Origin of the sequence: Streptomyces sp. 2A115 (genome assembly GCF_052245575.1) — a bacterium.
In the GTDB taxonomy this organism is placed as follows: domain Bacteria; phylum Actinomycetota; class Actinomycetes; order Streptomycetales; family Streptomycetaceae; genus Streptomyces.
Genome location: NZ_JBQQCG010000062.1, coordinates 1 through 20,928, shown reverse-complemented (window position 1 = coordinate 20,928; position 20,928 = coordinate 1). Strand labels below are relative to the sequence as shown.

Here is a 20,928-nt window from a genome sequence, read left to right as displayed (position 1 = left end):
GATCAGCGGTGCCGCAGGGCCGTTCGACTCGTTCCGTCCGACCCGCGTGACCCGCCTCGCCGAACCGAGCGAGGACGCACACAACCCAGGAGTCTGTGATGAGCACCAAGACGGGACCCCAGCGATACCCCGGCGCGAGCCGGGCGAACTGGTACCAGGACGACTTCGGCGGTGACTCGATGCAGGTCGATGTCGTCGTCCTCCACACCACGGAGGGTTCCGCCCTGCCCGGATACGGCGGCGGCTCCTCCGCACCGAATCTGACGGCGGTCCCCGACCTCGCCGCCAGGAAACTGAAGTGGTACCAGCACTTCGACATAGAGACCTCCTCCAGGGCACTGGTCAATCTGCGGGGTGGCGTCGCGACGAACACCATGAACGTGTGCCAGGTCGAGCTGGTCGGCACCTGCGACCCGAAGACCCACGCGAAGTGGAAGGACGCGGGCCGGGCGCACATCTACTGGCCGGACGCGCCCGACTGGGCACTGCGGGGCGTCGCCGACTTCCTGGCCTGGATGCACGAGGAACACGGCGTACCGCTGTCCGGCCCGAAGACGTGGCCCGCGTACCCCACGTCGTACGCGAACCGCGGCGGCCAGCGGATGACGGGCGCCCAGTGGGCGGACTTCAAGGGAGTCTGCGGGCACATGCACGTGCCCGAGAACGTCCATGGCGACCCCGGCGCGATCGACTTCGCCAGGATCATCAAGTACGCGAAGACCGACCTGGACCTGGGCGACGACACCCAGGAGGCGACCACACCCGCCAAGCCGAAGGTCCCCGCGTTCCCGGGACGCAAGTACTTCGTGGCCGGGGCCTCGAACGCGTACGTCCTGCAGCTCGGCAAGCAGCTGGTGAAGCGCGGCTTCGGCGACCACTACAACGTCGGCCCGGGCAAGGCCTGGGGCGAGGCGGACCGGCTGAACGTGCGGGACTTCCAGAAGTCACGGAAGGAACTGCGCGGCGACGCCGACGGCACCCCCGGACCGCTGACCTGGCGCCTGCTGTTCTCCTGAAACCACGAGGGGCCGACGCCCGGTCGGTCGTCGGAGGAACTGAGGGCCGGGGCCTGTCCGGCGGGTCAGGCGTGGCTGCCCGGGCGGGATCGTCCCGGGCAGCCGAGGGAAGTGTCAGCCCCAGACGCTGCTGAGCTTGGCCGCGTAGGCCTTCTCGTAGCCCGCCGCGTTGGGGTGGAAGGTCGCCGATGGTTCGGAGAGGTTGACGCCGTTGATCCACGGGTCGGTGCCGCACGCCCCGTGGCCGGTGAACTGTTTCCGCATGTCGATGAAGTAGACGCGAGCGGAGACCGTCGCCTTCAGGGTGCCCTCCGCCAGCGCGTCGGCCAGCCCGTTCATGGCGGTGCGCTTGGCGGAGCTGAGGTCGATCACGCTGCACGTACCGGTCGCGGAGAGCGTCTGCGGGTAGCCGAGGACGAGTATCAGGGCCTTGGGCGAACGGGCCTTGATGTCCTTGTACAGGCCGGCGAGTTCAGCCACCAGCTGGTTCCTGGCGTAGGACGACATCCATGACGTGGCCGTCTTGCAGTAGCTGTCGCTCTCGGTGAGGCACGCGTCGACCACCGACGCGAACTGGGCGTCGTTTCCGCCCACCGTGAGGGTGACGAGACTGGTCGTCGAACTCAGCGCGGACAGCTGGTTGTTCCGCACGTCCGCGATGGTCGCCCCGCTACAGGTGACGTCCTTCAAGGCGTACTCGGGGTGAGCCGCCGCCCACAGGTGCGGGTAGTTCTTCGTGCTCCGCTTGCAGTCGCCACCGGCCGCGTCGTACGAGCCCGCGCCGACCCCGGACGCGTACGAGTCCCCCAACGCGACGTACTCAGCGGTTGTCGCCGCCGCCTGCGCGGGGCCGCTCGCCGCCGCCGGCCCCGCGAACGTCATCAAGCCGGCGGCGACAGCCGCCGTGAATTTGCGCATGACTTCCCTCTGGTCGTGAAGCCTGAATTGGTCGGGGCAGAGCGTACAGCGGTCCACCAGTCGTGCGACTTCGGCCTGTTGCACAGGAATTGTCGGACGGTTGCCGGGAATCGACTTCCTTTCAGGAATGGATCCAGGAAAGGATTCGGGAAAGGAGGCGGGGAGCGGTGTCGTAGCCTGTTGGCCATGTTGCGCCGCATACAGGCATTGCCGTGGATACACACGGCGTACGACATCGCGATCGCGGTGCTGGTGGTCTACGTGACCTCGCGCTACGTCGAGGAGTACGACCAGCTCATCGGCTGGGCGATGGCCCTGGCCCTGGTGTTCCGCCGGCGTCGGCCGATGACGGTGATGGGCCTGGTCTCGGGGCTTGCGCTGATCCAGTACCTGCTGGGGGTGCATTCGGATCCGTTGTTGGCCAGTGAAGTGGCCGCGTACGACGTGGCGCTGCTGGTCGCGATGGTTTCGGTGGTCACCCATGCCCGGCCGATGTGGCACGCCTACACGGCAGGTGCGGTCGTCCTGCTGGGCGTGGCGGTGGCTTTCGGCGGATTCAGCCCTTTCGGCGGACGGGATACGGCAGGGAGCTTCGTCCAGTTCGTCGCCGTCGGTGGTCTCTGCGCGGCCGTGTGGCTGACCGCCGTGGTGCTGCGGACACGTCGGCTGTACGTGGCCAGTCTGGAAGCCCGGGCCGCCACGGCCGAACGGGAGCGTGAGCACCTGGTGCGTCTCGCGGCCGCCGAGGAGCGGGCGGAGATCGCCAGGGAGCTGCACGATGTGGTGGCCCACAGTCTGGCGGTGATGATCCTGCAGGCGGATGGGGCCGGCTACGCCCTCAAGTCGGATCCGGACAAGGCGGTTTCGGCGCTGAAGGCGATCGGCGACACGGGGCGTGACGCGTTGGAGGACATGCACGGGATTGTGCGCGTTCTGCGCGGCGGGCGGGCCTCCGGCCAGGGCGAGGCGCCGGATGCGGACGCCGGTCGGCGCAGGGTCTCGCTGGACGACCTGGAGACGGTGGCCGAGCGTGCCCGTGCCGCCGGGCTGAAGGTGGACCTGGCGGTCGAGGGTGAACGGGGTGGGCTGTCGACGACGGACGAACTGACCGTGTTGCGGGTCGTCCAGGAGAGCCTGACCAACGTGCTGCGGCATGCCGGTCCCGGCGCGCAGGTCGCGATCACTCTCCGGTTCGACAAGGACGCTGTGCTGATCAGCGTGGTCGACGACGGGGCCGGCAAGCTGGCCGGCTCTCAAGCGGCGGCAGACAGAGTCAGCGGCGGGAACGGGCTCGTGGGCATGCGCGAGCGTGTGGAGGTGTCCGGCGGCAGTTTCACCGCCGGGCCGCGCCTGGGCGCGGGATGGCAGGTCGACGCGGAACTTCCCATAAAGGAACTTCCGGTGAGGACGGCGGGATGAAGGACGAGGCGAGTGACAGGGCGAGCGACGGGACGAGTGACGGTATGAAGGCCGCGAGCGGGGCGATCCGTGTCGTCGTCGTGGACGACCAGCCGCTGATCCGGGCGGGGTTCGCGATGGTGCTGGCCGCGCAGGGCGACATCGAGGTCGTGGGCGAGGCGGAGAACGGTGCGGACGCCCTGGCGTTGCTGGCCCGTACCGAGGCCGACGTCGTCATCATGGACATCCGTATGCCCGTCATGGACGGGGTGGAAGCGACGCGGCGGCTGGGCCAACTCTCGGACGGGCCCCGGGTGTTGGTGCTCACCACCTTCGACACCGACGAGGACGCCTTCGCCGCGCTGCAGGCCGGAGCCAGCGGCTTCCTGCTGAAGAACACCCCGCCGGGGGAGGTCGTGGCGGCGATCCGTGTCGTGGCGGCCGGCGAGTCCGTGGTCGCCCCGCGCGTCACCCGGCAGCTCCTGGACCGGTTCGCGGGCAGGCTGGCGCCCTCGGCCCGCCCTGACGAGCGGCTCGGCATGCTGACCCTGCGCGAGCGAGAGGTGCTCGGTCTGGTCGGCGAGGGCCTGTCCAACAGCGAGATCGCCTCGCGTCTGTTCATCGCGGAGGCGACCGTGAAGACCCACTTCGGGAAGATCCTGACCAAGCTGGACCTGCGTGACCGTGTCCAGGCCGTCATCTTCGCCTACGACTCGGGCCTCGTCAGCCCGGCGAGCTGACCACACGCCAGGAGTGAAGCGGGACTGCGACTGCGGTCGTAGTCCCGCCCTCTGTCTCCGGTCGCAGTTCCGCGGCGCGGAGATCAGGTTCTGAGCCGATGTGCCGCGATGCCCGTTCTTCGAGAATTACCCGTAGCTGATCGACAAACGTATCGACGAATGTCGACGAACAGCTTCGGACGAAATTCTCGGAGGTCATCATGTCTGTTTCCACGCCCACGCGAAACAAGCCCACGCGAAACAACAGGTCAATTCTGGTCGGCCTCATTGCAACGCTGTTTCTCACGGTGATCGCGGTCGCGGGCAGTAACTGGTGGAACGAGCGCAGTGCGCCCAGTCAGGCGTCGAAGGCCGACTGCGCACTGGCGCAGAAAATCGTCGACGATGCGCAGGAACTCCCCAGCGGCAAGGCAGCCGTCGAAGAGTGGTGGCAGAGCACGGGGGAGCTGCGCAGGTCACAGATGAAGGACGGGTTCCTCAGCGCCCAGATCTCCATATACGAAGGGTGGGCGTTCCAGCACGCGAAGGGGGAGGGCACAGCCCCGGCGGAACGGGAAGTGGACCAGTTGACGAAGAAGGCCAACACCCACTGCACAGACGCCGGGGTCAAGCTCGCGTTCCCTCCGATCGCGTCCTGACGCGCCGCGGCAAGGGGAATTCACCTCATGGCTATGACTCAAGCCCCGGAAATGCACGCAGCCGACGGTGAGCACATCGCGGCGGCCGTGGACCTGGTCAAGATCTATCAGCAGGGGCAGGCACAGATCAGGGCCCTGGACGGGGTGACGGTCGGTTTCGCCCGCGCGCGGTTCACGGCGATCGCGGGCCCGTCGGGCTCGGGCAAGTCGACGCTGATGCACTGCCTGGCCGGCCTCGACTCGGCCGCCTCGGGCCAAATCGTCCTGGACGGCACGGAGTTGACCGCTCTCTCCGACCGGGCGCTGACCCGCGTACGGCGGGACAAGGTCGGCTTCGTCTTCCAGTCGTTCAACCTGCTGCCCCAGCTGACGGCTCTGGAGAACATCGTGCTGCCCGTCACCATGTCCCGCCGGTCCGTCGATCACGACCTGCTCGACCACCTCGTAGGCGTGCTCGGCATCGGCGACCGGATGTCCCACCGGCCCGGCGAACTCTCCGGCGGCCAGCAGCAGCGCGTGGCCCTGGCCCGCGCCCTGTTGGCCCGGCCCGCCGTGGTCTTCGCCGACGAGCCCACCGGCAACCTGGACTCGCGGTCGGGCGCGGAGGTCCTCGACTTCCTGCGCCGCTCCGTGCGCGACCTCGGCCAGACCGTGGTCATGGTGACGCACGACCCGCGCGCCGCCGCCTACGCCGACCGCGTGCTCGTCCTCGCCGACGGACGCATCGTCGACGATGTCGACGCGGCGGCCGGCGCAGATGTCACGCATGCCCTGCGGACCGTGGGGAGGGCCCGATGAACGCCCCCCGGCGCGTGAACGCCCCCTGGCGCGCGAGCGTCCTGGGATCGCAGCTGGCCGAACTGCTGCGGCGGCCCGGCCGGCTGGTGACGACCGGGCTGGCGGTCCTCGTGGCCGCCTTCGTGGTCTTCGCCACGGTCATGGCCCAGCAGATCACCACGAACACCACCCTCGACCGCTTCCGCGGCACGCCCGAAGCCGTGAGCCTGGTCGCGACCGCCGACGGGGAGTCGGCCAACATCAGCGGTGCCACGTTGCGGCAGATACGCGCATTGCCCGGTGTCGCAGAGGCCGTCGGCCGGGTGGACTCCGGTGCGACGATCGCCGGTCCGTCCGAGCGCTGGCTGGACCTCCGCTCCGACCCCGGCACCGGACCCCTGTCCCAGGCCCGGCTCGTCGCGGGAAGCTATCCCGACCGGGCCGGCGAGATCGCGGTCAACCGGCGGGCCGCCGAAGAGCTGGAGCTCGCCCCCGGCACCCGCACGACCCTGCTGGTCCCCGACCGCGCGAACGCGGAGAAGACCGTCGAGGTCGTCGTCACCGTCACCGGCGTGGTGAAGAGCACCGCGACCGCCGAGCAGGAGTCCGGCGGTTACGCCCCCGAAGCGCTTGTCGAGCCCCTCGCGGATCTGCCGGGCTATCGGCACGTGGACGTCCGAGCCAGGGACGGTGTCCCGCAGGGCGAGCTGTCCCGGCAGGTGCGCGGCGTGCTCGACGAGGCGTCCTCCGACGCGTCGCTCAAGTCCGGCAGCGCTGTGCGGGCCCAGGAAGCACGCGAGGCCGTGGGAGGGGACCTGCGTGAGGTCTTCCAGCTCATCTCCGTGTTCCTGGCCGTGGCGGTGGGGGCCGCGGCCCTGGTCGCCACCTCGACCTTCCGTATCGTCTTCGCGCAGCGGCTGCGGCAGTTGGCGCTCCTGCGTGCCATCGGCGCCCAGCGGAGCCGGCTGGTGACAGCGCTCGCCGTCGAGGGCGCCCTGATGGGCGTGATCGCGGGCTCGCTCGGTGTGCTGACGGCGCTTGGCGCCGGACACCTCGCCCCGCCGGCCGCCCGCCTCCTCGCGGAACAGGAGCTGTCCGCACCGGGCTTCCCCTTGCCGCAGGCCGTACTGGTGGTCGTGGGAACCGTGCTGGTGACGGTCTGCGCGGTCCTCGCCCCCGCCCTGTCGGCGGCCGGCGTGTCCCCGCTCCAGGCACTGCGCGCCGCCGGCACCATCACCGCCGAACACCGCATCCACGCCTCTCGTCTCACCACCGGAATCCTTCTCGCCGCCGCGGCCGCGGGGCTCGCCGCTCTGCTCCTCGGCCAACTGCCCCAGCCGGGCCAGGAGGACTACGACCGCGACTTCGCCATGCTGGTCACCGTCGCCTCGGCAGGCTTCGCCTTCCTGGCGCTCATCGCCCTGGGCCCGCTCCTGGTCCGCCCCGTCCTGACAGTGGCCGGTTGGCCGCTGCGCCGGCTGGGCACCACCGGCAGGCTGGCCGTCAGCGGCGTCGGAGGCACACCGCGCCGTGCCGCCGCTGTCTCCGTCGTCGTCGCCCTCGGCGTCGCCCTGGTCTCCGGCGCCCTCGTCTCCGTCGCCTGTCTGGGCGGCTACATGGAACGCGCCAACGCCGTCGAAGCCCCCGCCGACTTCCGGGTCGAGGCCGGCAGCAAGGGCCTGGACTCCACCGTCGTACGACAATTCGCCGCGTCACCGCAGCTCACCCATGTCACCAGCTACCGGATCCTCCAGGTCACCGCCGGCCCCACGGAGCCGCGCACGGAGTTCGAGGTATCGGACCTGGACCCGGACGCCCTGCCCACGGCCCAGTACATCGACACCGCCACCGGCTCCCTCGGAGACCTGGGCCCGGGCGGCGCGGTCGTCTCATCCGACGTGGCCGACCTCCTCGGCGTGCGGGCGGGCGACCCCCTCACCCTCACGTCCGGCCGCGGCGACATCCGGCTGACCGTCGCCGCGACGCTGCCCGACGAGGGCCCCGGCCAGGCGAACGTACTCGTCGTACCCGCCGATCTCGACCGGATGGGCGCCTCCCGGAACGCGAGCGGCATCCTCGCCGACGCCGCCGCCGGGGGCTTCGCCGCCCGCGGCAAGGCGCAGCGGGCGCTGGAGAGCACGATCCGTGAACACGTACCCGACCCCGACGACGTCGGCATCAGCGTCCTGGCGGAAACCCGGGACAGCAACCAGTAGACGGTCCGGATGATGGGCACCACCGCGCTCGGGCTCGTCGCCCTGACGGTCCTCATCGCTGTCGTCGGCGTCACCGCCACCACCAGCCTGACCGCGATCGAACGCACCCGCGAGTTCGGACTGCTGCGCGCGCTGGGACTGGGCGGCGGCGCACTGCGCCGGACCATCACCCTGGAAGCCGGTCTGTACGGAGTCCTCGGCGGCGTCCTCGGCCTGGCCCTCGGCGTCCCCTACGCCTGGCTCCTCGTCCGCATCGCCGTCACCGACGCGCCCCTTCGCCTACCGGGAGCCCAACTACTGCTGGTCTTCACGGCATTGGCAGCCCTCACCGCGCTCGCCGGCCTCCTGCCCGCCCGCCGCGCCACACGCATCACGCCGATGACCGCGCTGGGAAGCACCGAATGAGCCGGGCCGCTGAACCAGTCGTCACATCGATCCATCGCATAGCCTGCGCATGCCCGATGCCGTGTTCGGCGAGGCCCTTCGTACCCAGCGTCGCCCAGGAGGGCCCACCCGGTGAATTCACGTCACAGACACGAGCTGCGGTTCGGCGTGCTCGGCCCCGTCGAAGTGCTGAAGGGCAATGTTTCCCTCGATGTGGGCCCCCGGCAGCGCCGGCTGCTCCTCGTCCGCCTGCTCATCGAGGACGGCCGCCCCGTCTCACAGGACACTCTCCTCCGCGACCTGTGGCCGACCAACCGGCCGACGGGTGCCGGCTCCTCCGTGCGCGCCCACATCAGCCGACTGCGCGCGGTCCTCGACCCGGTAGGGCAGGGCCGGTCCACCATGCTGGTCAGCGGCCCGGCCGGCTACGCCCTGAAGGTGCCCCGCGAAGCACGGGACACAGCACTCTTCGAGGACTCCGTGAGCACGGCCCGCGAAGCCCTGAGGGGACGTCAACTCCTCGCCGCACGGCGGGAGGTCGACGCGGCGCTCGGGCTGTGGCGTGGTGAGGCTCTGGCCGAGGCCGCCGACCACGCCTTCGCGCAACGCGAGCGCGCCCGGCTCGACGGCGCCTTCCAGCACGCCTCGGAGTTGCAGGCCGCGATCCTCGTCCAGCAGGGCGAGACGGAACAGGCGATCGACGTCTCCGAGGGCCTCGTACTCAAGGCTCCGCTCCGTGAGACGTCCTGGGCGCTGCTGATGCGTGCGCTGTACGCCGCGGGACGGACGGTCGAGGCGCTGCGCCAGTACGAGCGGTTCCGCGACATGCTGGCCAAGGAACTCGGTCTGGACCCCAGCCCCCAGTTGAGGGACCTGCACACCGCGATCCTGCGGCACGATGCCGTCGTTCTCGGCACTCCTCGCCGGTCCGGCCCCGCCACGCCCGCCCCCGCCACGTCTCCGTCCATTTCGGCTCTTTCCCCGGCCCTGGACTTCGCCGCCGCGTGTGTGCAACCGGACCCCGGCACCGCCGCCCCCGCGCCCTTCATGGGCCGGGGCGAGGAGACCGCGCAGCTGGCCGCCCTGCTGTCGGCCGCGACCGCGGGGCGCCCCCAGTGGGCCGTGGTCAACGGGGAGCAGGGTTCAGGGAAGACCAGGCTGATCGAGGAGCTGTCCGCCCGCGCCGCGGCGGCCGGGTTCACCGTCGCCCGCACCAGGGCCGGTCAGGCGCTCAGCGGGAACCGCGGGATCTCCCAGACCTGCCCCACCGTCCAACTCCTGGACGCGCTGCGGCAGGACGGCTCCGACTCCGGTCAGGACGACATCGCGCAGAAGGACCCGCTCAAAACCGTCGTCCATGAGCTCACCCGGGCCCCCACGCTGTGTGTCGTCGACGACCTCGACCAGGCACCGCAGGGCTTCCACCGCCTGCTGCGGCGGCTCGCCAAGGTGCTGCGGGAGGCCCCTGTCATCTTCGTGTGCAGCCTGCGGAACACCGACAACCCCGCGTCCAGCCTGCTGCTCGCGGATCTGGCCCTGCTCGGCGCGACCTGGCTGACCCTGGAGCCGCTGACCGCCGACGACGTGGCCGCGCTGCTCGCGGCGCGCGGCGAGCACGTCCCGCCCGAGGAGGCGGCGGCGCTGCACCGGCGTGCCGAGGGGCACCCGTTCACCCTGGCCGAGCTGCTCAAGCTCCCGCCCGACCGGCGCACCGGGCCGACGGCACAGGTACCCGCCGCGGTACGCAACATCCTCAACGCGAGACTGGTCGGGCTGCCCGACCCGGCCCGGACCATGCTCGGCTACGCCGCCGCCGACGATGAGTGGCTGGACGTCGGTCTGCTCGCCGACGTCGAGGGCCTGGCACCGGATCAGCTGCTGCCGCTGATAGACGCCGCCGTCACCGCCCGGATCCTGGTCTGGGACGCGGACCCCGGCGGAGACGGCACCGGCCGCTACCGGCTTCCCGAACTGCCCCGCGACGTGGTGCTGAGCGCCCAGACCCCGTCCTCCCGGCAGCTGCGGCACGCCGCGCTCGCCCGCGAGCTGGCGAGTCGTAACGATGCCGCCCCGGCGCGCCTGGCCCGGCATCTGCGCGCGGCGGGCCCCGCGGTTCCGGCCTCGGCTCCCGCCCAGAGCCGCCGTTCCGCCCAGGAACAAGGGCACTGAATTTCCCGTGGTACGGCCCCTGGCGGCGAGTGAGCCAGGGGCCGGCGGCGTGCCGACTGCCTCCTGGCGCAGTCGGATGAGCGGCCTCCCGCAGGTGCCGGGGCTCAGGACGCCGAGTCCGGGCGACGGCCGCGGCGCAGTGCGCGGGTGCACCAGCCGATGATCTCGACGTTGACCTCTGCCCCGAAGGCGACGGCGCTGATGAACATGACGTTGTTGTCCGGCAGCACGAGGAACACGAGGCTGGCGGGGGCCGTGGCGAGGAGTGGGATGACGCCCGCCATGGACTCGCCCGAGCTGTCGCCCGCGGTCACCATGAGCGCCCACACGAGCAGGACGACACAGACCACGAGGTAGGCGAGGCCGACGACGCCGATGTGGTCGCGCAGACGGCGGAGGTCGTATCGAACGGAATTGGGATCGGAATCGGAATCGGAATCGGTACTGGTCACGGGGATGGAGTCCTCGGTTGCGTTGTGGTGGTCAGAGATGAGTGCCGGGTGGGTTCGGGCGGGCGAGGCCGAGGTCGTACGCGAGGATCGTCGCCTGTACGCGGTCGCGCAGGCCGAGCTTGCGGAGCAGCGCGTTCACGTGCGACTTCACGGTGCCTACGGTGATGCCGAGTCGCTCGGCGATCTCCGCGTTGGTGAGTCCGGCCGCGACCAGGGTGAGGACGCCCCGCTGGCTGCCGGTCAGGCTGTCCAGCTCGGGGGAGCTCCCGGCCGGGACCGCGGCGGGCGGTCCGGAGGAGTAGCGGCCGATGAGGCGGCGGGTCGCGGACGGGGCGAGCACGCTCTCGCCGGCCGCCACCACCCGGATGCCGTGCAGCAGTTCGGAGGGGTGTACGTCCTTGAGGAGGAAGCCCGAGGCGCCGGCGCGCAGTGCGTCGAAGACGTACGCGTCGAGGTCGAAGGTGGTCAGGACGAGGACACGGGGCGCGTTCTCCCGTCCGGTGATGATGCGGGTGGCGGCGATGCCGTCCAGCTCGGGCATGCGTACGTCCATGACGACCACGTCGGGTGCCAGCTCTTCGGCGAGCCGCACCGCGGCGGCGCCGTCGGCGGCCTCGCCGACGACCGTCATGTCCTCCTCGGCGTCGATCACGGCGGCGAACCCCGCCCGTACGATGCCCTGGTCGTCGACGACCAGCACGTTGAGGCTCATCGTTGTCTCTCCTCGTTGTCCGGCGCGACGGCGAGTGGCAGCCGGAGGCGGACCGTGCCCTGCGGGCCGGTGGTCAGGGTGCCGCCGAGCGCCGAGACCCGCGTGGTCAGCCGATCCCGTACGGCGGGGTCGGCGGCGCGGGGCACGCCGGTGGCCGTGAGCGTCAACGTACCGTCGTCCACGTCGAGTTCGAGCACCGCCGGCTCCCCGCCGCCGGCCGCGAGCAGCGTCTCGGCGGCGTGGTAGGCGGCCAGGTCGACGGCGGTGGGCAGTCGTTCCGGTACGCGGTCGGTCAGCCGTATCTCGATGTCGCGGCCGGTGGCCCGGAGTTGGTGGGCGAGCAGGTCGAGCGCCTGGAGGGTGGGCTGCGGCCGCAGTTCGGGCCCTGTCTCGCCCTCCTGGACCGTGTCGAGCAGGGCGCGCATCGCGGCCAGGGCCTCGCGGGCGCGTTCGGCGGTGTCGTCGAGCCGGCCCGCCTCCGCCTCCGCGACCATGTCGGCGGTGCGTGAGAGGACGGTGGTCTCCAGCCCGGCGGCGATTCTGCGGCGCTCGGCCCACGCGTCCCGGACGGCCTCCTCGGTCCAGGCGGCGAGGCGTTCGTTCTGCGTGCCCCGGGCAGCCCGGTCGCGCCGCCCGCGCAGGGCTCCGGCCCAGCAGGCCGCGCCGACCGCGAGAGACGCCCCGGCGGTCGCCCCCGCGACGACCGCCCAGACGGGGACCGTCGTGCCCCGGTCCAGGACGGCGGCGGTCGCGGCCGCCGCGTGCACGGCCACGGCCGCGAGCGGGCGGACCGACAGGAGCAGTACATCGCCCTGAAGGAGCGCGGGCGGTGTCGACATGCGGCTCCTCCCCCACTCTCGGCTTCGCTCGAGCGGGGGGATCCCCATCGCGGGCGCGACCAGCCACGATGGCGCCGCAGACAGCTGACGGCATATCGCGCCCCCGCGGCGGAGCCGCATATCGACACAGCCGGCGGAGCGCTTCGCGTCCGCCGCAAGCGCCGCGCAGGTGGCCAGCAGGCTCAGCGCGGGGGGCACGATCACCGGACCGGTGTAGTCGCCCGCCGCCATCGCCACCGGCCAGAGCGCGGCCAGACCGAACAGGACGCCCTGGGTCGCGCGGGGCGCACGGCGCAGCCACAGCAGTGCGACCGCCTGTGCCGCGGCCAGCATCGCGAAGAGCAGGCCCGCGGACACCCGCGTACCGCTCGACGCGTCCTCCGCCCGGATGACCAGCGCCGGGAGCAGCGGTTGAAGGACGAGGCCGACGGCGGCCGTCACCTGCGCCAGGCGGTAGCTCCGCGGCACGGACCGCTCCACCGGGGCGGCGGTCCGGCCGGGCAGGACCGCGCGCACCTCCCAACCGCCGTCCGCCGTCGGGCCGGTGGTGAGGGTGCCGCCCGCCTCCCGTGCCCGAGACCTCAGGAACCCCTGGCCGCGACCGCCGCCGAGCCCCGCACCGTGCGCCGCCGCACCGGCCGGCGGTGCCGCACTCGTGACCACGACGTCCGTGCGGGTGTCGCCGTACCGGACTCGCACCCTCGTATGCGCACCTGGGGCGTGCCGCGCCACATTGGTCAGCGCCTCGCGCACGATGCCGTACGCCGCGTCCGCGACGGCGCCGTCCGGCAGAGGGTCGATCTCGCAGTCCACCTGCTGGTCCAGGCGCCGGAACCCGGCGACCAGGTCCAGCAGCCGTTCCTCCGGTGACGGCACGTCCTCGCGGGAGGGAGCCGGCGCCCGAACCGCGCCGAGCGCGCGGGTGACCTCGCGGCCGGTCTCGACAGCGAACTCCAGTGCCTCCTCGGCCAGTTCGGGACGACGTTCGCGCAGCCCGAGGGCCGCCCCCGCCGTGACCACCACGGCCGTCAGATGGTGGGCGCTGACGTCGTGCAACTCCCTTTCCATACGCCGCCGTTCGACTGCCGGGAGCCGGTGGCGCTCGGACTCGGCGCGCTTCAGCAGCTGTTCGGCCGCTCTCCGCGCGCGACGGATCCGCCGTACGAGGAGGCCGGCGCCGCACACGGCGGCGTACAGCACCGCGGTCAGGACGAGGTCGAGTCCGTTGCGGTCGCTGAGCCCGTGCAGGCTGATGCCCTGGAGCAGCTGCCAGGCGGCGAGCGCCACCACGCACAACACGGCGGTGAAGGCATCGCGTTCGGTCGCCACGGTGAACAGCGCCAGCGCGACACCCGCGGTGCCGAGTACCGCCATCGCCCCGGCGGGCAGCGGCCCGGCGCCCAGCGCACAGGCTGCGGCGACCACGACGAGGGTGGCCACCGGGTGGACATGGCGCAGGGCGAGTGCGGCCGTCGCCACTCCGGCGACCAGGGCCGCCACGAGAAGGGCGGACGCGGGCGGGACGGCCCCGCGCGCCGGCGCCGCCCCGGGCCACACCACGGCCTGGGCGCAGATCAGCAGGACCGGGAGCAGCCGGTCGTCGGTTCGATTCATGCCGGATCAAGGCTATGGCCGCAGGTGAGCGGCCCGACTCCCGCTGGAGGGGGATTCCGGTCTCTTACCTGGGTTGCAGAGTCTCTACCTGCGGTTCGACGTGCCAATCGTCCCGTAGCGCGAGGACGGTGCCATGCCCCCGGCCATAGGCTCGATCACATCGAGAACGCGGTCGGCCACCGCTTCCACGACCACTTCCAAGGCCGCGTACTACCAGCGGTTCTTCCACGCTTTTCCGCGTATCCAAGCGAACTCTCCAACGAACTCAGGGGGATCTCCCATGTCCAAGCGCATTCTCTTCTCGTCGCTCATCGGCGCCGTCGCCCTCGGCGGAGTGGCCGCCGGCGGCCTCGCCCTGGCCTCGACCTCCACGGAGCCGACCCTGGAGCACGGCTCGGCCCGCTACGCGGCTCCGTCCGACGGCAGCGCGGGCTCGCTCACCTTCACCGCGGACGTGAGTGACGACTCGGGCATCCGAGACCTCAAGGTCCTTGCCTGGCCCGCGAGTTCGAAGCTCGACCCGACCGAGGCGGAGCTTCGCTCGGCGGAGAGCGCCAAGTGCCGGAGCACCTCGGACGAGACCACCCGCTGCACCTACACCCTGAAGGTCACGAAGCGTGAGGCGGCCGAACTGGCCAAGGGCACCTGGTACGTCTCGGCACTGGCGACGGCCAAGGACGGGGACACGACGTTCGTGCCCCGCGCCGCCACCTTCGACGTCACGCACTGACACGCCACGACCGGCCGGCATCGTCGCGGGCGACGGGCTCGTCGGGTCGGGCCCGTACCGGCGTGCCCTGGCCGGACCTGCCCGAGCGATCGAGCACGAGTCCCCACGGCGGGTAGGGCCCCCGGCGGATGCATGCCGATCACCAGCGAGGTGACGGTGATGCCCAGGCTTACGACCACGTCTCCGAGGCGTTCGGCCCAGGCAGCATGCGCTGGGTCGAGTCGGGCGCGGCGGTGCCGTTGTCGGGCATGGCGGGTGACGAGGGAGGGGCGAAGCGCCTCGGGCCTCGCCCCAACTGTGCCCCGGAGGTCCGACGGCGGTGGTCAACGCTCTTCGCGTCGGCCGCGGATGCTCAGGGCGATGACGGAGACAAGGAACCAGAAGGCACCGAAGGCCGAGTATCCGGCGACGGTGGACAGGCTACTCGTCTCCGAGGCGGACATGGCGGCGAAGGAGGCACCGGCGAGGACGGACAGTCCGCCGCTGATGACCATGGGCCACTGGGCACCGACGGTGCGCCGGCGCCGGATCGCCACGACGAGCTGGATCGCACCGGAAAGCAGGGCCCAGATGCCGAACACGAGCAGGGCCGTCCCGATGGTGGAGAAGACGGCGGTGATCATCCCGGCGGTGGTGGCGAGGCCGACAGCCATGTTGGTGGTACCGACGCGGTCCGTGGAACCGGTGCCGGCCATGCGACGCTCGAGGAGCGTGGCGATGACGTCCCACAGGGGGTAGATGACGAGCAGCACGGCCGCGATCACTGTGGGCTTGTCCGTCGACACGAGCGAGGCGGAGGTCGCGGCGACGAGTGCCACCCAGATCAGGGAGAAGGCGACTCGGATCAGGTAGAGCGATCGGAGCCCGGAGGGCGTCGTCGTGTTCGTGTTCGTGTTCGTGTTCGGAGTCACGGTGGTCTGAGTCATCGGGTGTCCCGTTTTGTGATCGTGGTGGTGTGAGACGGTCGCCTCGATGAGGAGTCTCAGCGGCTTCCGGAGGCGGCGCGTACTTCGAACGAAGTAGTTCCGCCATCCACTTCGAATCGAATGAGTTCTGCCGGCCCCATCGCCCGGACCGGGTTCGTCGTCTACTTCATTCGAAGTACACGGCCGCAGCACACGTGGGCGAGAATCGGGCCATGGTCAAGGCGCAGAACAATCCGGACGGGCTCGTGGCACCCCTGTGGGTCCGCCGCCCCGAGGCGCTGCACCTCGTCGCCTATTCGGTGGCCGCGCTGGTGTTCACCGGCCAGATCGTGGCAGTGATCCTTCGGGGGTCGGATTGGCCGACGGCCCTCTCCGTGCTCCTCGCCGGTGGCGGTGTCGCCCTCTCATGGTGGAGGCCGTGGGCAGGACTGGTCGTGGCGAGCGCGGCGTCCTTCGCCGTCACAGCGGTGGGCCACGACCCGCTGTCGGTGTGGATGATGGCGGTGCTCGTGCTGTTCTCGGTCACCGTCGGGGGGAAGCAGCCACTGGCCGGAACCGGCATCGTGGCGGCGTTCTTCCTGGGGGCGTTCATGACGCTGGGAGGATTCCGTGGCGGCGCGATCGTGGGAGCCGCCGCACTCTTCTCGGCCATAGCGGGAGGTGCGACAGGGGCCGCGCTGCGCATCCATCGAGAGCACTGGCGCACCCTGGAGGAACGGGCCGAAAGCGCCATCGCCACCCGCGAGATCGAAGCCACCCGACGGGTGACCGAGGAACGACTGCGCATCGCCCGGGACCTCCACGACGTCATCGGCCACCAGGTCGCGATGCTGAGCATGCATCTCGGCGCCGCGGAGATCGGGCTGCCCGAAGACGCCGAGTCCTCCCGGCAGGCCCTCGACTCAGCCAGGTCCAGCGCCCGCACCGTCGTCGTCGAAACGCAACGGATCCTCGCGCTCCTCCGCCTCGGAGACGACATCTCCGACGACGAGGCGCTCCGGCCGACCCCGGCGCTCAGCGGCCTGGAAGGCCTTGTCGCGTCTTTCGAGAGCATCGGCCTCGACGTCCGTCCCTCCATCGACATCCCCGCCGGTTTCGTGGAGCCCAGCGTCGGCGTGACGGTCTACCGGGTCGTTCAGGAAGCACTCACGAATGCCTACCGGCATGGAGAGGGGGCGGCTGCGGTGGATGTGCGCGAGCGCGACGGCAGGATCTGCGTCACCGTGGAGAACCGCGTCGGCCACTCACTGCGCGGCTCCGGCTCGGGCAGCGGACTGGGACTCGTGGGGATGCGCGAACGCGTCGAGTCCTCCAGCGGGCGGCTGACGATCGAAAGTGACGACGGGCGATTCCGGGTCCATGCGGAGTTCAGCCCCCTGGGAGCCGTCGTCCGATGACGCGGATTCTGATCGTCGACGACCAGGACGAGATAAGGGCGGGCATCAAAGCGATGCTCCGGCTCGACCCAGGTCTCGTTGTCGCGGGTGATCTCTCCGATGGACTCCAGGTCGTCCCCTTCCTCCGGGACCACCCCGTCGACCTGGTCCTGATGGACATCCGGATGCCCGGCATCGACGGTGTCGAAGCCACCCGCCGGATCCGCAAAGAGCACCCACCCGAAAAACTGCGGGTGATCGTGCTGACCACTTTTGACCAGGACGACATCGTTCTCGCCGCCCTTCGCGCGGGCGCCAACGGTTTCCTGAGCAAGACCGTGAGCCCCGCTGAACTCGTCGCCGGAATCACCGAGGTCGTTGGCGGTGGCGGTGCGCTGTCGGCCGCCGCGACGGCCGCGCTCATCGGTCACATGACCGACAGTCCGCCCCCGGTGATCGACCAGGAACTGCTGCGACGCTTCGACGCTCTGACACCCAGGGAGCGGGACGTGGTCGTTCTCGTCGCGAGCGGTCTCGGCAACGACGAGATCGCGGCCCAGCTGTCCGTGTCGCCGTTCACCGTGAAGACGCATGCGGTGCGGGCCATGACGAAGGTCGGCGCACGTGATCGAGCGCAACTCGTCTCGTTCGCCTTCCGGGCCGGCCTCCACCCCTGAGCCTGCCGAGCAGAACCCCGAAACAGGTGGCCGCCGTGGCGATGCCGAGCAGTCCGGCGGGCGGGACGGCGTGGGCACGTACCTGGAAGACCTCTCCGTCGCGCTGCCCGAGCGGCATGCCTGGACCTGTACCTGCGGAGCAGGGCTTTCCGATCACCCGGGCGACCTGCCCTGCGAGCTGGGGCAGCGGAACCTCGGCGAGCCCACCGTCGGGAAGGTCGGCCAACTCGACCCGCTCCACGCCCAGTTCCCTTGCCGCGCACGCGAGTTCACCCACTCGTACCGTTCGCGGCTCTCCCGGTCTGCCATGCGGCGTGGACGCCTCTCCGTGGGTGAGACAGAGCACGGCCGTGGGCAATCCGTGCTCGGACAGCAGTGGCAGGAGGCCGCCCAGGCCGAACGACTCGTCGTCGGGATGGGCGACCACCGCCAATACATGCGCACGCCGGACGGCAGACCGTTCCGGGTCACGACCACACACCCCCGGTCAGGTGTAGATGATCTGGCCGCCGGCCGCCCGCTCGTAGAACTCGCCGACCGTGATGATGCCCTGGACCTGCTCGATGAGGTCGTCCTTGGCCAGGTCGAAGAGGTCCACCGATGCCTTGCAGGCGTAGATGCCCGCGCCGGTATCGGCGATCATCTCGATGAACTCGGGGATGGGCGGGATGTCGAGCTTCTCCATCTTCCGTTCCATGTACCGGGTGATCAGATCCGGTACGCCCGGCAGGCCGCCGAGCAGGGTGGGCAGGTGGAGGCCGGGGTTGCCGACGGTGGCGAGCTTGATGTGCTCGTACTGCTTCTTCGTGATGGCGTCGAGGCCGAAGAAGGTGAAGAACAGGTCGGCCTCGATGCCTTCGGCGCGGGCGCCGTTGGCCATGATCAGGGCCGGGTAGATCCCTTCCAGAGATCCCTTGGAAACGATGATCGAGACCTTCTCGATCGTGGCGGTGGCGGCCATGTCGGACGCTCCTTCGGGTAGCGGTCGGCGGGGGTGGATTCAGATGCAGCCGCGGGGCTTGGGGATACCGGCGATCTTCGCGGCGGTCTTCGCCGGGCCCTTCGGGAAGAGCTGGTACAGCTCCTTGACGCTCACACCGGACGTCTTGCCGAGCACCCGGACGGTGGGGCCGGTGCCCTTGGCGGCGTACTCGGCGCGCATGAACTTCAGGACCTGCCAGTGCCGGTCGGTCAGCGTCTCGATGCCCAGCTCGTGGGCGATCTGCTCGGCCATGGGTTCGGTCCACTGGCCGGGGTCGGTGAAGAAGCCTTCGTCGTCGACGGTGACGGGCGTGTCGGCGTAGGTGGTGGTGGTCATGGCGGTCTCTCTTCGTTCAGGCGGGGGTGTGGGTCTTGCCGTGCTGGGGCATGGCCGAGCCGATGCCGGGCAGTTCCCGGCCGGGCAGCAGGCTGTGCCAGTACAGCCACTCGAAGGCCAGCTTGCCGAGGTGGTTGGCGCGGGACTCCTTCAGCAGCGGCAGCCCCACCGCGGCCGGGAAGTGGCCGGGCAGCGGCTCGGTGTCGTAGTTGAAGTCGATCAGCAGGGCCTTGTGGAAGCCGGTCTCGATGAAGCAGTTGGTGTGCCCGTCGAAGGAGGCGTCCAGCGGCTGCCCGGCGAGGAAGCGGCCGACGTTGTGTACCAGCACCTCCCCCTCGAAGTGAGCGACCGAGCCGGCCTTGGACGCGGGCAGACCCGCCGCGTCCCCGATGGCGAACACATTGGGGCGGTCGGGGTGTTGGAGGGTGTGCCGGTCGACGGGGATGAAGCCGAGCTCGTCGCCCAGGCCCGGGGAACGGCCGACGTACTCGGCGCCGCCATGCAGCGGCACCACGACAGCCAGGTCGAAAGGCACCTCGCGCTCGTCGTACGACACCAACCGGCCGCCCGCACCGTCGACCTCGCCGAGCGCGAACTCGGTGACCAGCTCGACGCCCTTCTCCTTCAGCAGGCTGCCCAGTGCCTTGGCGGCGACCGGCTTGGTGAAGGCACCGTCGAGCGGGGTGGCGTACGTCAGCTGGACACGGTCGCGGATACCCCGGCGCTGGAAGTACCAGTCGGCGAGAAATGCGAACTCCAGCGGTGCGACCGGGCACTTGATGGGCATGTCAGCCACGTTGACCACGACACGGCCGCCCTCGAAGCGCTCCAGCGCCCGGTGCAGGGCGGTCGCACCGGGCAGGTCGTAGAAGGTGTGGACCTTCTCGCCCCAGCCGGGCCCGGTCAACCCCTCGGTCTCCTCCGGCAACAGGCTCGCGCCAGTAGCCACCACCAGCACGTCGTAGCCCAGCGAAGCGCCGTCGGTGAAGCGCACTTTCCCGGCGTCCAGGTCCACCCGGTCGATCTCGGCGTGCCGGTAGGCGATGCCGTCCAGGAGCTGCCGCGGACGCGGGCGGACCAAGGCGTGGGGTTCGGCCAGGCCGAAGGGGACGAACAGCAGTCCGGGCTGGTAGACGTGGTCGTCGTTCTGGTCGACCACGGTGATCCGGTAGTCACTGTCGCCGTACATCCGCCGCAGCCGATTGGCCGTCAGTGTGCCGGCGGTGCCGCTGCCGAGAATCACGATGCTCTTGTCCATGCCCCCACTCTCGGCGGTGGGGCGAGGCCGGGGCAGGGGCCGTTGGTCCCGGGACAGTTACCCGTGGGGGTATACCTTCGGCCCTGGGCTCGGGCCGGAGTGCCGGGCCTGGTCGCCAGATACCGGTCGGAGAGCTCGATGGTGTCGTCGGCGAGCCGGGCAACCAGTTCGGCGTGGGTCTTCGGGGCGGCGAGGACGACGTCGCCGCCGGGGCGCCAGTTGGCCGGGCAGGAGACGTCTGGCGGACCTCACGTCGTCCAGCGAGTCGTTCCTACGGGATTTCGGCCACCAAGGCGTCGTACAGCACGGCGGGATGATGACAGAGGGGTCTGGCATCCCTGATGCGGTGTCAGGGAGTGCCCGGCGTGCCCGCCCCCTCCGTGCTGGTGCCCCGGCCCGTGCTCGTGACTGCGATCGCTCATCGTGTACGCCTTCCCCCTCGCGGCGGGTGCCTTGCCCGCAGTGAAACGCACACATACACGAATCGCCAAAGGCTGCATCGGTGACCGTTGCCATGTCGACCAACAACCATCTGACCTGCGCAAACCTGCCGACCAGGGGAAGCGCCCGTGGACACCGAGGACCCCACCCCCTACCTCTCCACCCGCACTCCCGAACGGCTCGCCGGGGCGATCCGCGGCGCGGTCTGACGGGCGAGGGGTCGGGGGAGGCCGATGGCCGGCAGTGCACGGTGATCACGTGACGAACAGGCGACGGCCCGGCTGCGAACGGCGGGCCGAGCCGCGCGGAAGCCTGCGTCCGGGCCGGGG

General features: G+C 70.7%; 20 protein-coding genes and 1 pseudogene. 11 read left to right on the top strand and 10 right to left on the bottom strand.

Features of this window, described 5'->3' with window-relative positions:
* The first annotated feature begins 98 nt into the window (after positions 1-98).
* Positions 99-1,016 carry a peptidoglycan-binding protein gene (locus ACTWQR_RS38590; RefSeq protein ID WP_443231912.1) on the top strand — a complete coding sequence of 306 codons (918 nt, stop codon included), beginning with the start codon at positions 99-101 and terminating at the stop codon, positions 1,014-1,016.
* Between the two features lie 114 nt (positions 1,017-1,130).
* Here ACTWQR_RS38590 and ACTWQR_RS38585 read toward each other — a convergent pair whose 3' ends face one another.
* Positions 1,131-1,934 (bottom strand): SGNH/GDSL hydrolase family protein, encoded by an 804-nt coding sequence (locus ACTWQR_RS38585; protein ID WP_443231911.1) that lies wholly within the window; start codon positions 1,932-1,934, stop codon positions 1,131-1,133.
* Positions 1,935-2,120: 186 nt separating this feature from the next.
* Here ACTWQR_RS38585 and ACTWQR_RS38580 point away from each other — a divergent pair, with 186 nt between their 5' ends.
* From ACTWQR_RS38580 to ACTWQR_RS38550, 7 genes are all read left to right on the top strand, one after another.
* Entirely contained in the window at positions 2,121-3,353 is a 1,233-nt protein-coding gene (locus tag ACTWQR_RS38580; protein ID WP_443231910.1) for a sensor histidine kinase, read from the top strand.
* Between the two features lie 44 nt (positions 3,354-3,397).
* Positions 3,398-4,072 carry a response regulator gene (locus tag ACTWQR_RS38575; protein WP_443231950.1) on the top strand — a complete coding sequence of 225 codons (675 nt, stop codon included), beginning with the start codon at positions 3,398-3,400 and terminating at the stop codon, positions 4,070-4,072.
* Positions 4,073-4,272: 200 nt separating this feature from the next.
* Entirely contained in the window at positions 4,273-4,710 is a 438-nt protein-coding gene (locus ACTWQR_RS38570) for a hypothetical protein (protein WP_443231909.1), read from the top strand.
* 33 nt (positions 4,711-4,743) lie between these two features.
* On the top strand, positions 4,744-5,508 hold the full coding sequence (locus ACTWQR_RS38565; protein WP_443231949.1) for an ABC transporter ATP-binding protein: 765 nt from the start codon (positions 4,744-4,746) through the stop codon (positions 5,506-5,508).
* Positions 5,505-7,703 (top strand): FtsX-like permease family protein, encoded by a 2,199-nt coding sequence (locus ACTWQR_RS38560; protein WP_443231908.1) that lies wholly within the window; start codon positions 5,505-5,507, stop codon positions 7,701-7,703. The genes ACTWQR_RS38565 and ACTWQR_RS38560 overlap by 4 nt, the downstream gene beginning before the upstream one ends.
* 9 nt (positions 7,704-7,712) lie before the next feature.
* Positions 7,713-8,108 (top strand): FtsX-like permease family protein, encoded by a 396-nt coding sequence (locus ACTWQR_RS38555; RefSeq protein WP_443231907.1) that lies wholly within the window; start codon positions 7,713-7,715, stop codon positions 8,106-8,108.
* A gap of 111 nt (positions 8,109-8,219) precedes the next feature.
* Complete coding sequence (locus ACTWQR_RS38550; protein ID WP_443231906.1) at positions 8,220-10,256, top strand: BTAD domain-containing putative transcriptional regulator; 2,037 nt, start codon at positions 8,220-8,222, stop codon at positions 10,254-10,256.
* A 104-nt stretch (positions 10,257-10,360) separates the two neighbouring features.
* Here the strand turns inward: ACTWQR_RS38550 and ACTWQR_RS38545 are convergent, their stop codons facing one another.
* From ACTWQR_RS38545 to ACTWQR_RS38535, 3 genes are read right to left on the bottom strand one after another with little or no spacing between them, the layout of a single operon-like run.
* Positions 10,361-10,708, bottom strand: coding sequence for an SCO4225 family membrane protein (locus ACTWQR_RS38545; RefSeq protein WP_443231905.1), 348 nt, complete (start codon positions 10,706-10,708; stop codon positions 10,361-10,363).
* Between the two features lie 31 nt (positions 10,709-10,739).
* On the bottom strand, positions 10,740-11,420 hold the full coding sequence (locus ACTWQR_RS38540) for a response regulator (protein WP_443231904.1): 681 nt from the start codon (positions 11,418-11,420) through the stop codon (positions 10,740-10,742).
* On the bottom strand, positions 11,417-13,873 hold the full coding sequence (locus ACTWQR_RS38535) for a histidine kinase (RefSeq protein ID WP_443231903.1): 2,457 nt from the start codon (positions 13,871-13,873) through the stop codon (positions 11,417-11,419). Before ACTWQR_RS38535 ends, ACTWQR_RS38540 begins: the two co-directional genes overlap by 4 nt.
* Positions 13,874-14,153: 280 nt before the next feature.
* Here ACTWQR_RS38535 and ACTWQR_RS38530 point away from each other — a divergent pair, with 280 nt between their 5' ends.
* Positions 14,154-14,603, top strand: a complete 450-nt coding sequence (locus tag ACTWQR_RS38530; RefSeq protein WP_443231902.1) for a DUF5707 domain-containing protein — start codon at positions 14,154-14,156, stop codon at positions 14,601-14,603.
* 323 nt (positions 14,604-14,926) lie between these two features.
* Here the strand turns inward: ACTWQR_RS38530 and ACTWQR_RS38525 are convergent, their stop codons facing one another.
* Positions 14,927-15,529, bottom strand: a complete 603-nt coding sequence (locus ACTWQR_RS38525; RefSeq protein WP_443231901.1) for a DUF308 domain-containing protein — start codon at positions 15,527-15,529, stop codon at positions 14,927-14,929.
* 212 nt (positions 15,530-15,741) lie between these two features.
* On the opposite strand from ACTWQR_RS38525, the gene ACTWQR_RS38520 reads away from it, so the two are divergent.
* Entirely contained in the window at positions 15,742-16,926 is a 1,185-nt protein-coding gene (locus ACTWQR_RS38520; RefSeq protein ID WP_443231900.1) for a sensor histidine kinase, read from the top strand.
* Positions 16,923-17,582, top strand: a complete 660-nt coding sequence (locus tag ACTWQR_RS38515; protein WP_443231899.1) for a response regulator transcription factor — start codon at positions 16,923-16,925, stop codon at positions 17,580-17,582. Before ACTWQR_RS38520 ends, ACTWQR_RS38515 begins: the two co-directional genes overlap by 4 nt.
* Here ACTWQR_RS38515 and ACTWQR_RS38510 read toward each other — a convergent pair.
* The 5 genes and pseudogenes from ACTWQR_RS38510 to ACTWQR_RS38490 all read right to left on the bottom strand — a co-directional run.
* Positions 17,482-18,009: a PIG-L family deacetylase gene (locus tag ACTWQR_RS38510; protein ID WP_443231898.1), complete on the bottom strand. Its 528-nt coding sequence runs from the start codon at positions 18,007-18,009 to the stop codon at positions 17,482-17,484. The genes ACTWQR_RS38515 and ACTWQR_RS38510 overlap by 101 nt on opposite strands.
* Before the next feature lie 60 nt (positions 18,010-18,069).
* Positions 18,070-18,543 (bottom strand): DsrE/DsrF/DrsH-like family protein, encoded by a 474-nt coding sequence (locus tag ACTWQR_RS38505; protein ID WP_443231897.1) that lies wholly within the window; start codon positions 18,541-18,543, stop codon positions 18,070-18,072.
* A gap of 39 nt (positions 18,544-18,582) precedes the next feature.
* Entirely contained in the window at positions 18,583-18,900 is a 318-nt protein-coding gene (locus tag ACTWQR_RS38500; RefSeq protein ID WP_443231896.1) for a TusE/DsrC/DsvC family sulfur relay protein, read from the bottom strand.
* Positions 18,901-18,916: 16 nt separating this feature from the next.
* Positions 18,917-20,158, bottom strand: coding sequence for a type III sulfide quinone reductase, selenoprotein subtype (gene sqr / locus ACTWQR_RS38495; protein WP_443231895.1), 1,242 nt, complete (start codon positions 20,156-20,158; stop codon positions 18,917-18,919).
* Positions 20,140-20,376, bottom strand: a pseudogene (locus tag ACTWQR_RS38490) (hypothetical protein); the annotation flags it as partial. The gene sqr and the pseudogene ACTWQR_RS38490, both read right to left, overlap by 19 nt.
* Positions 20,377-20,928: the final 552 nt, after the last annotated feature.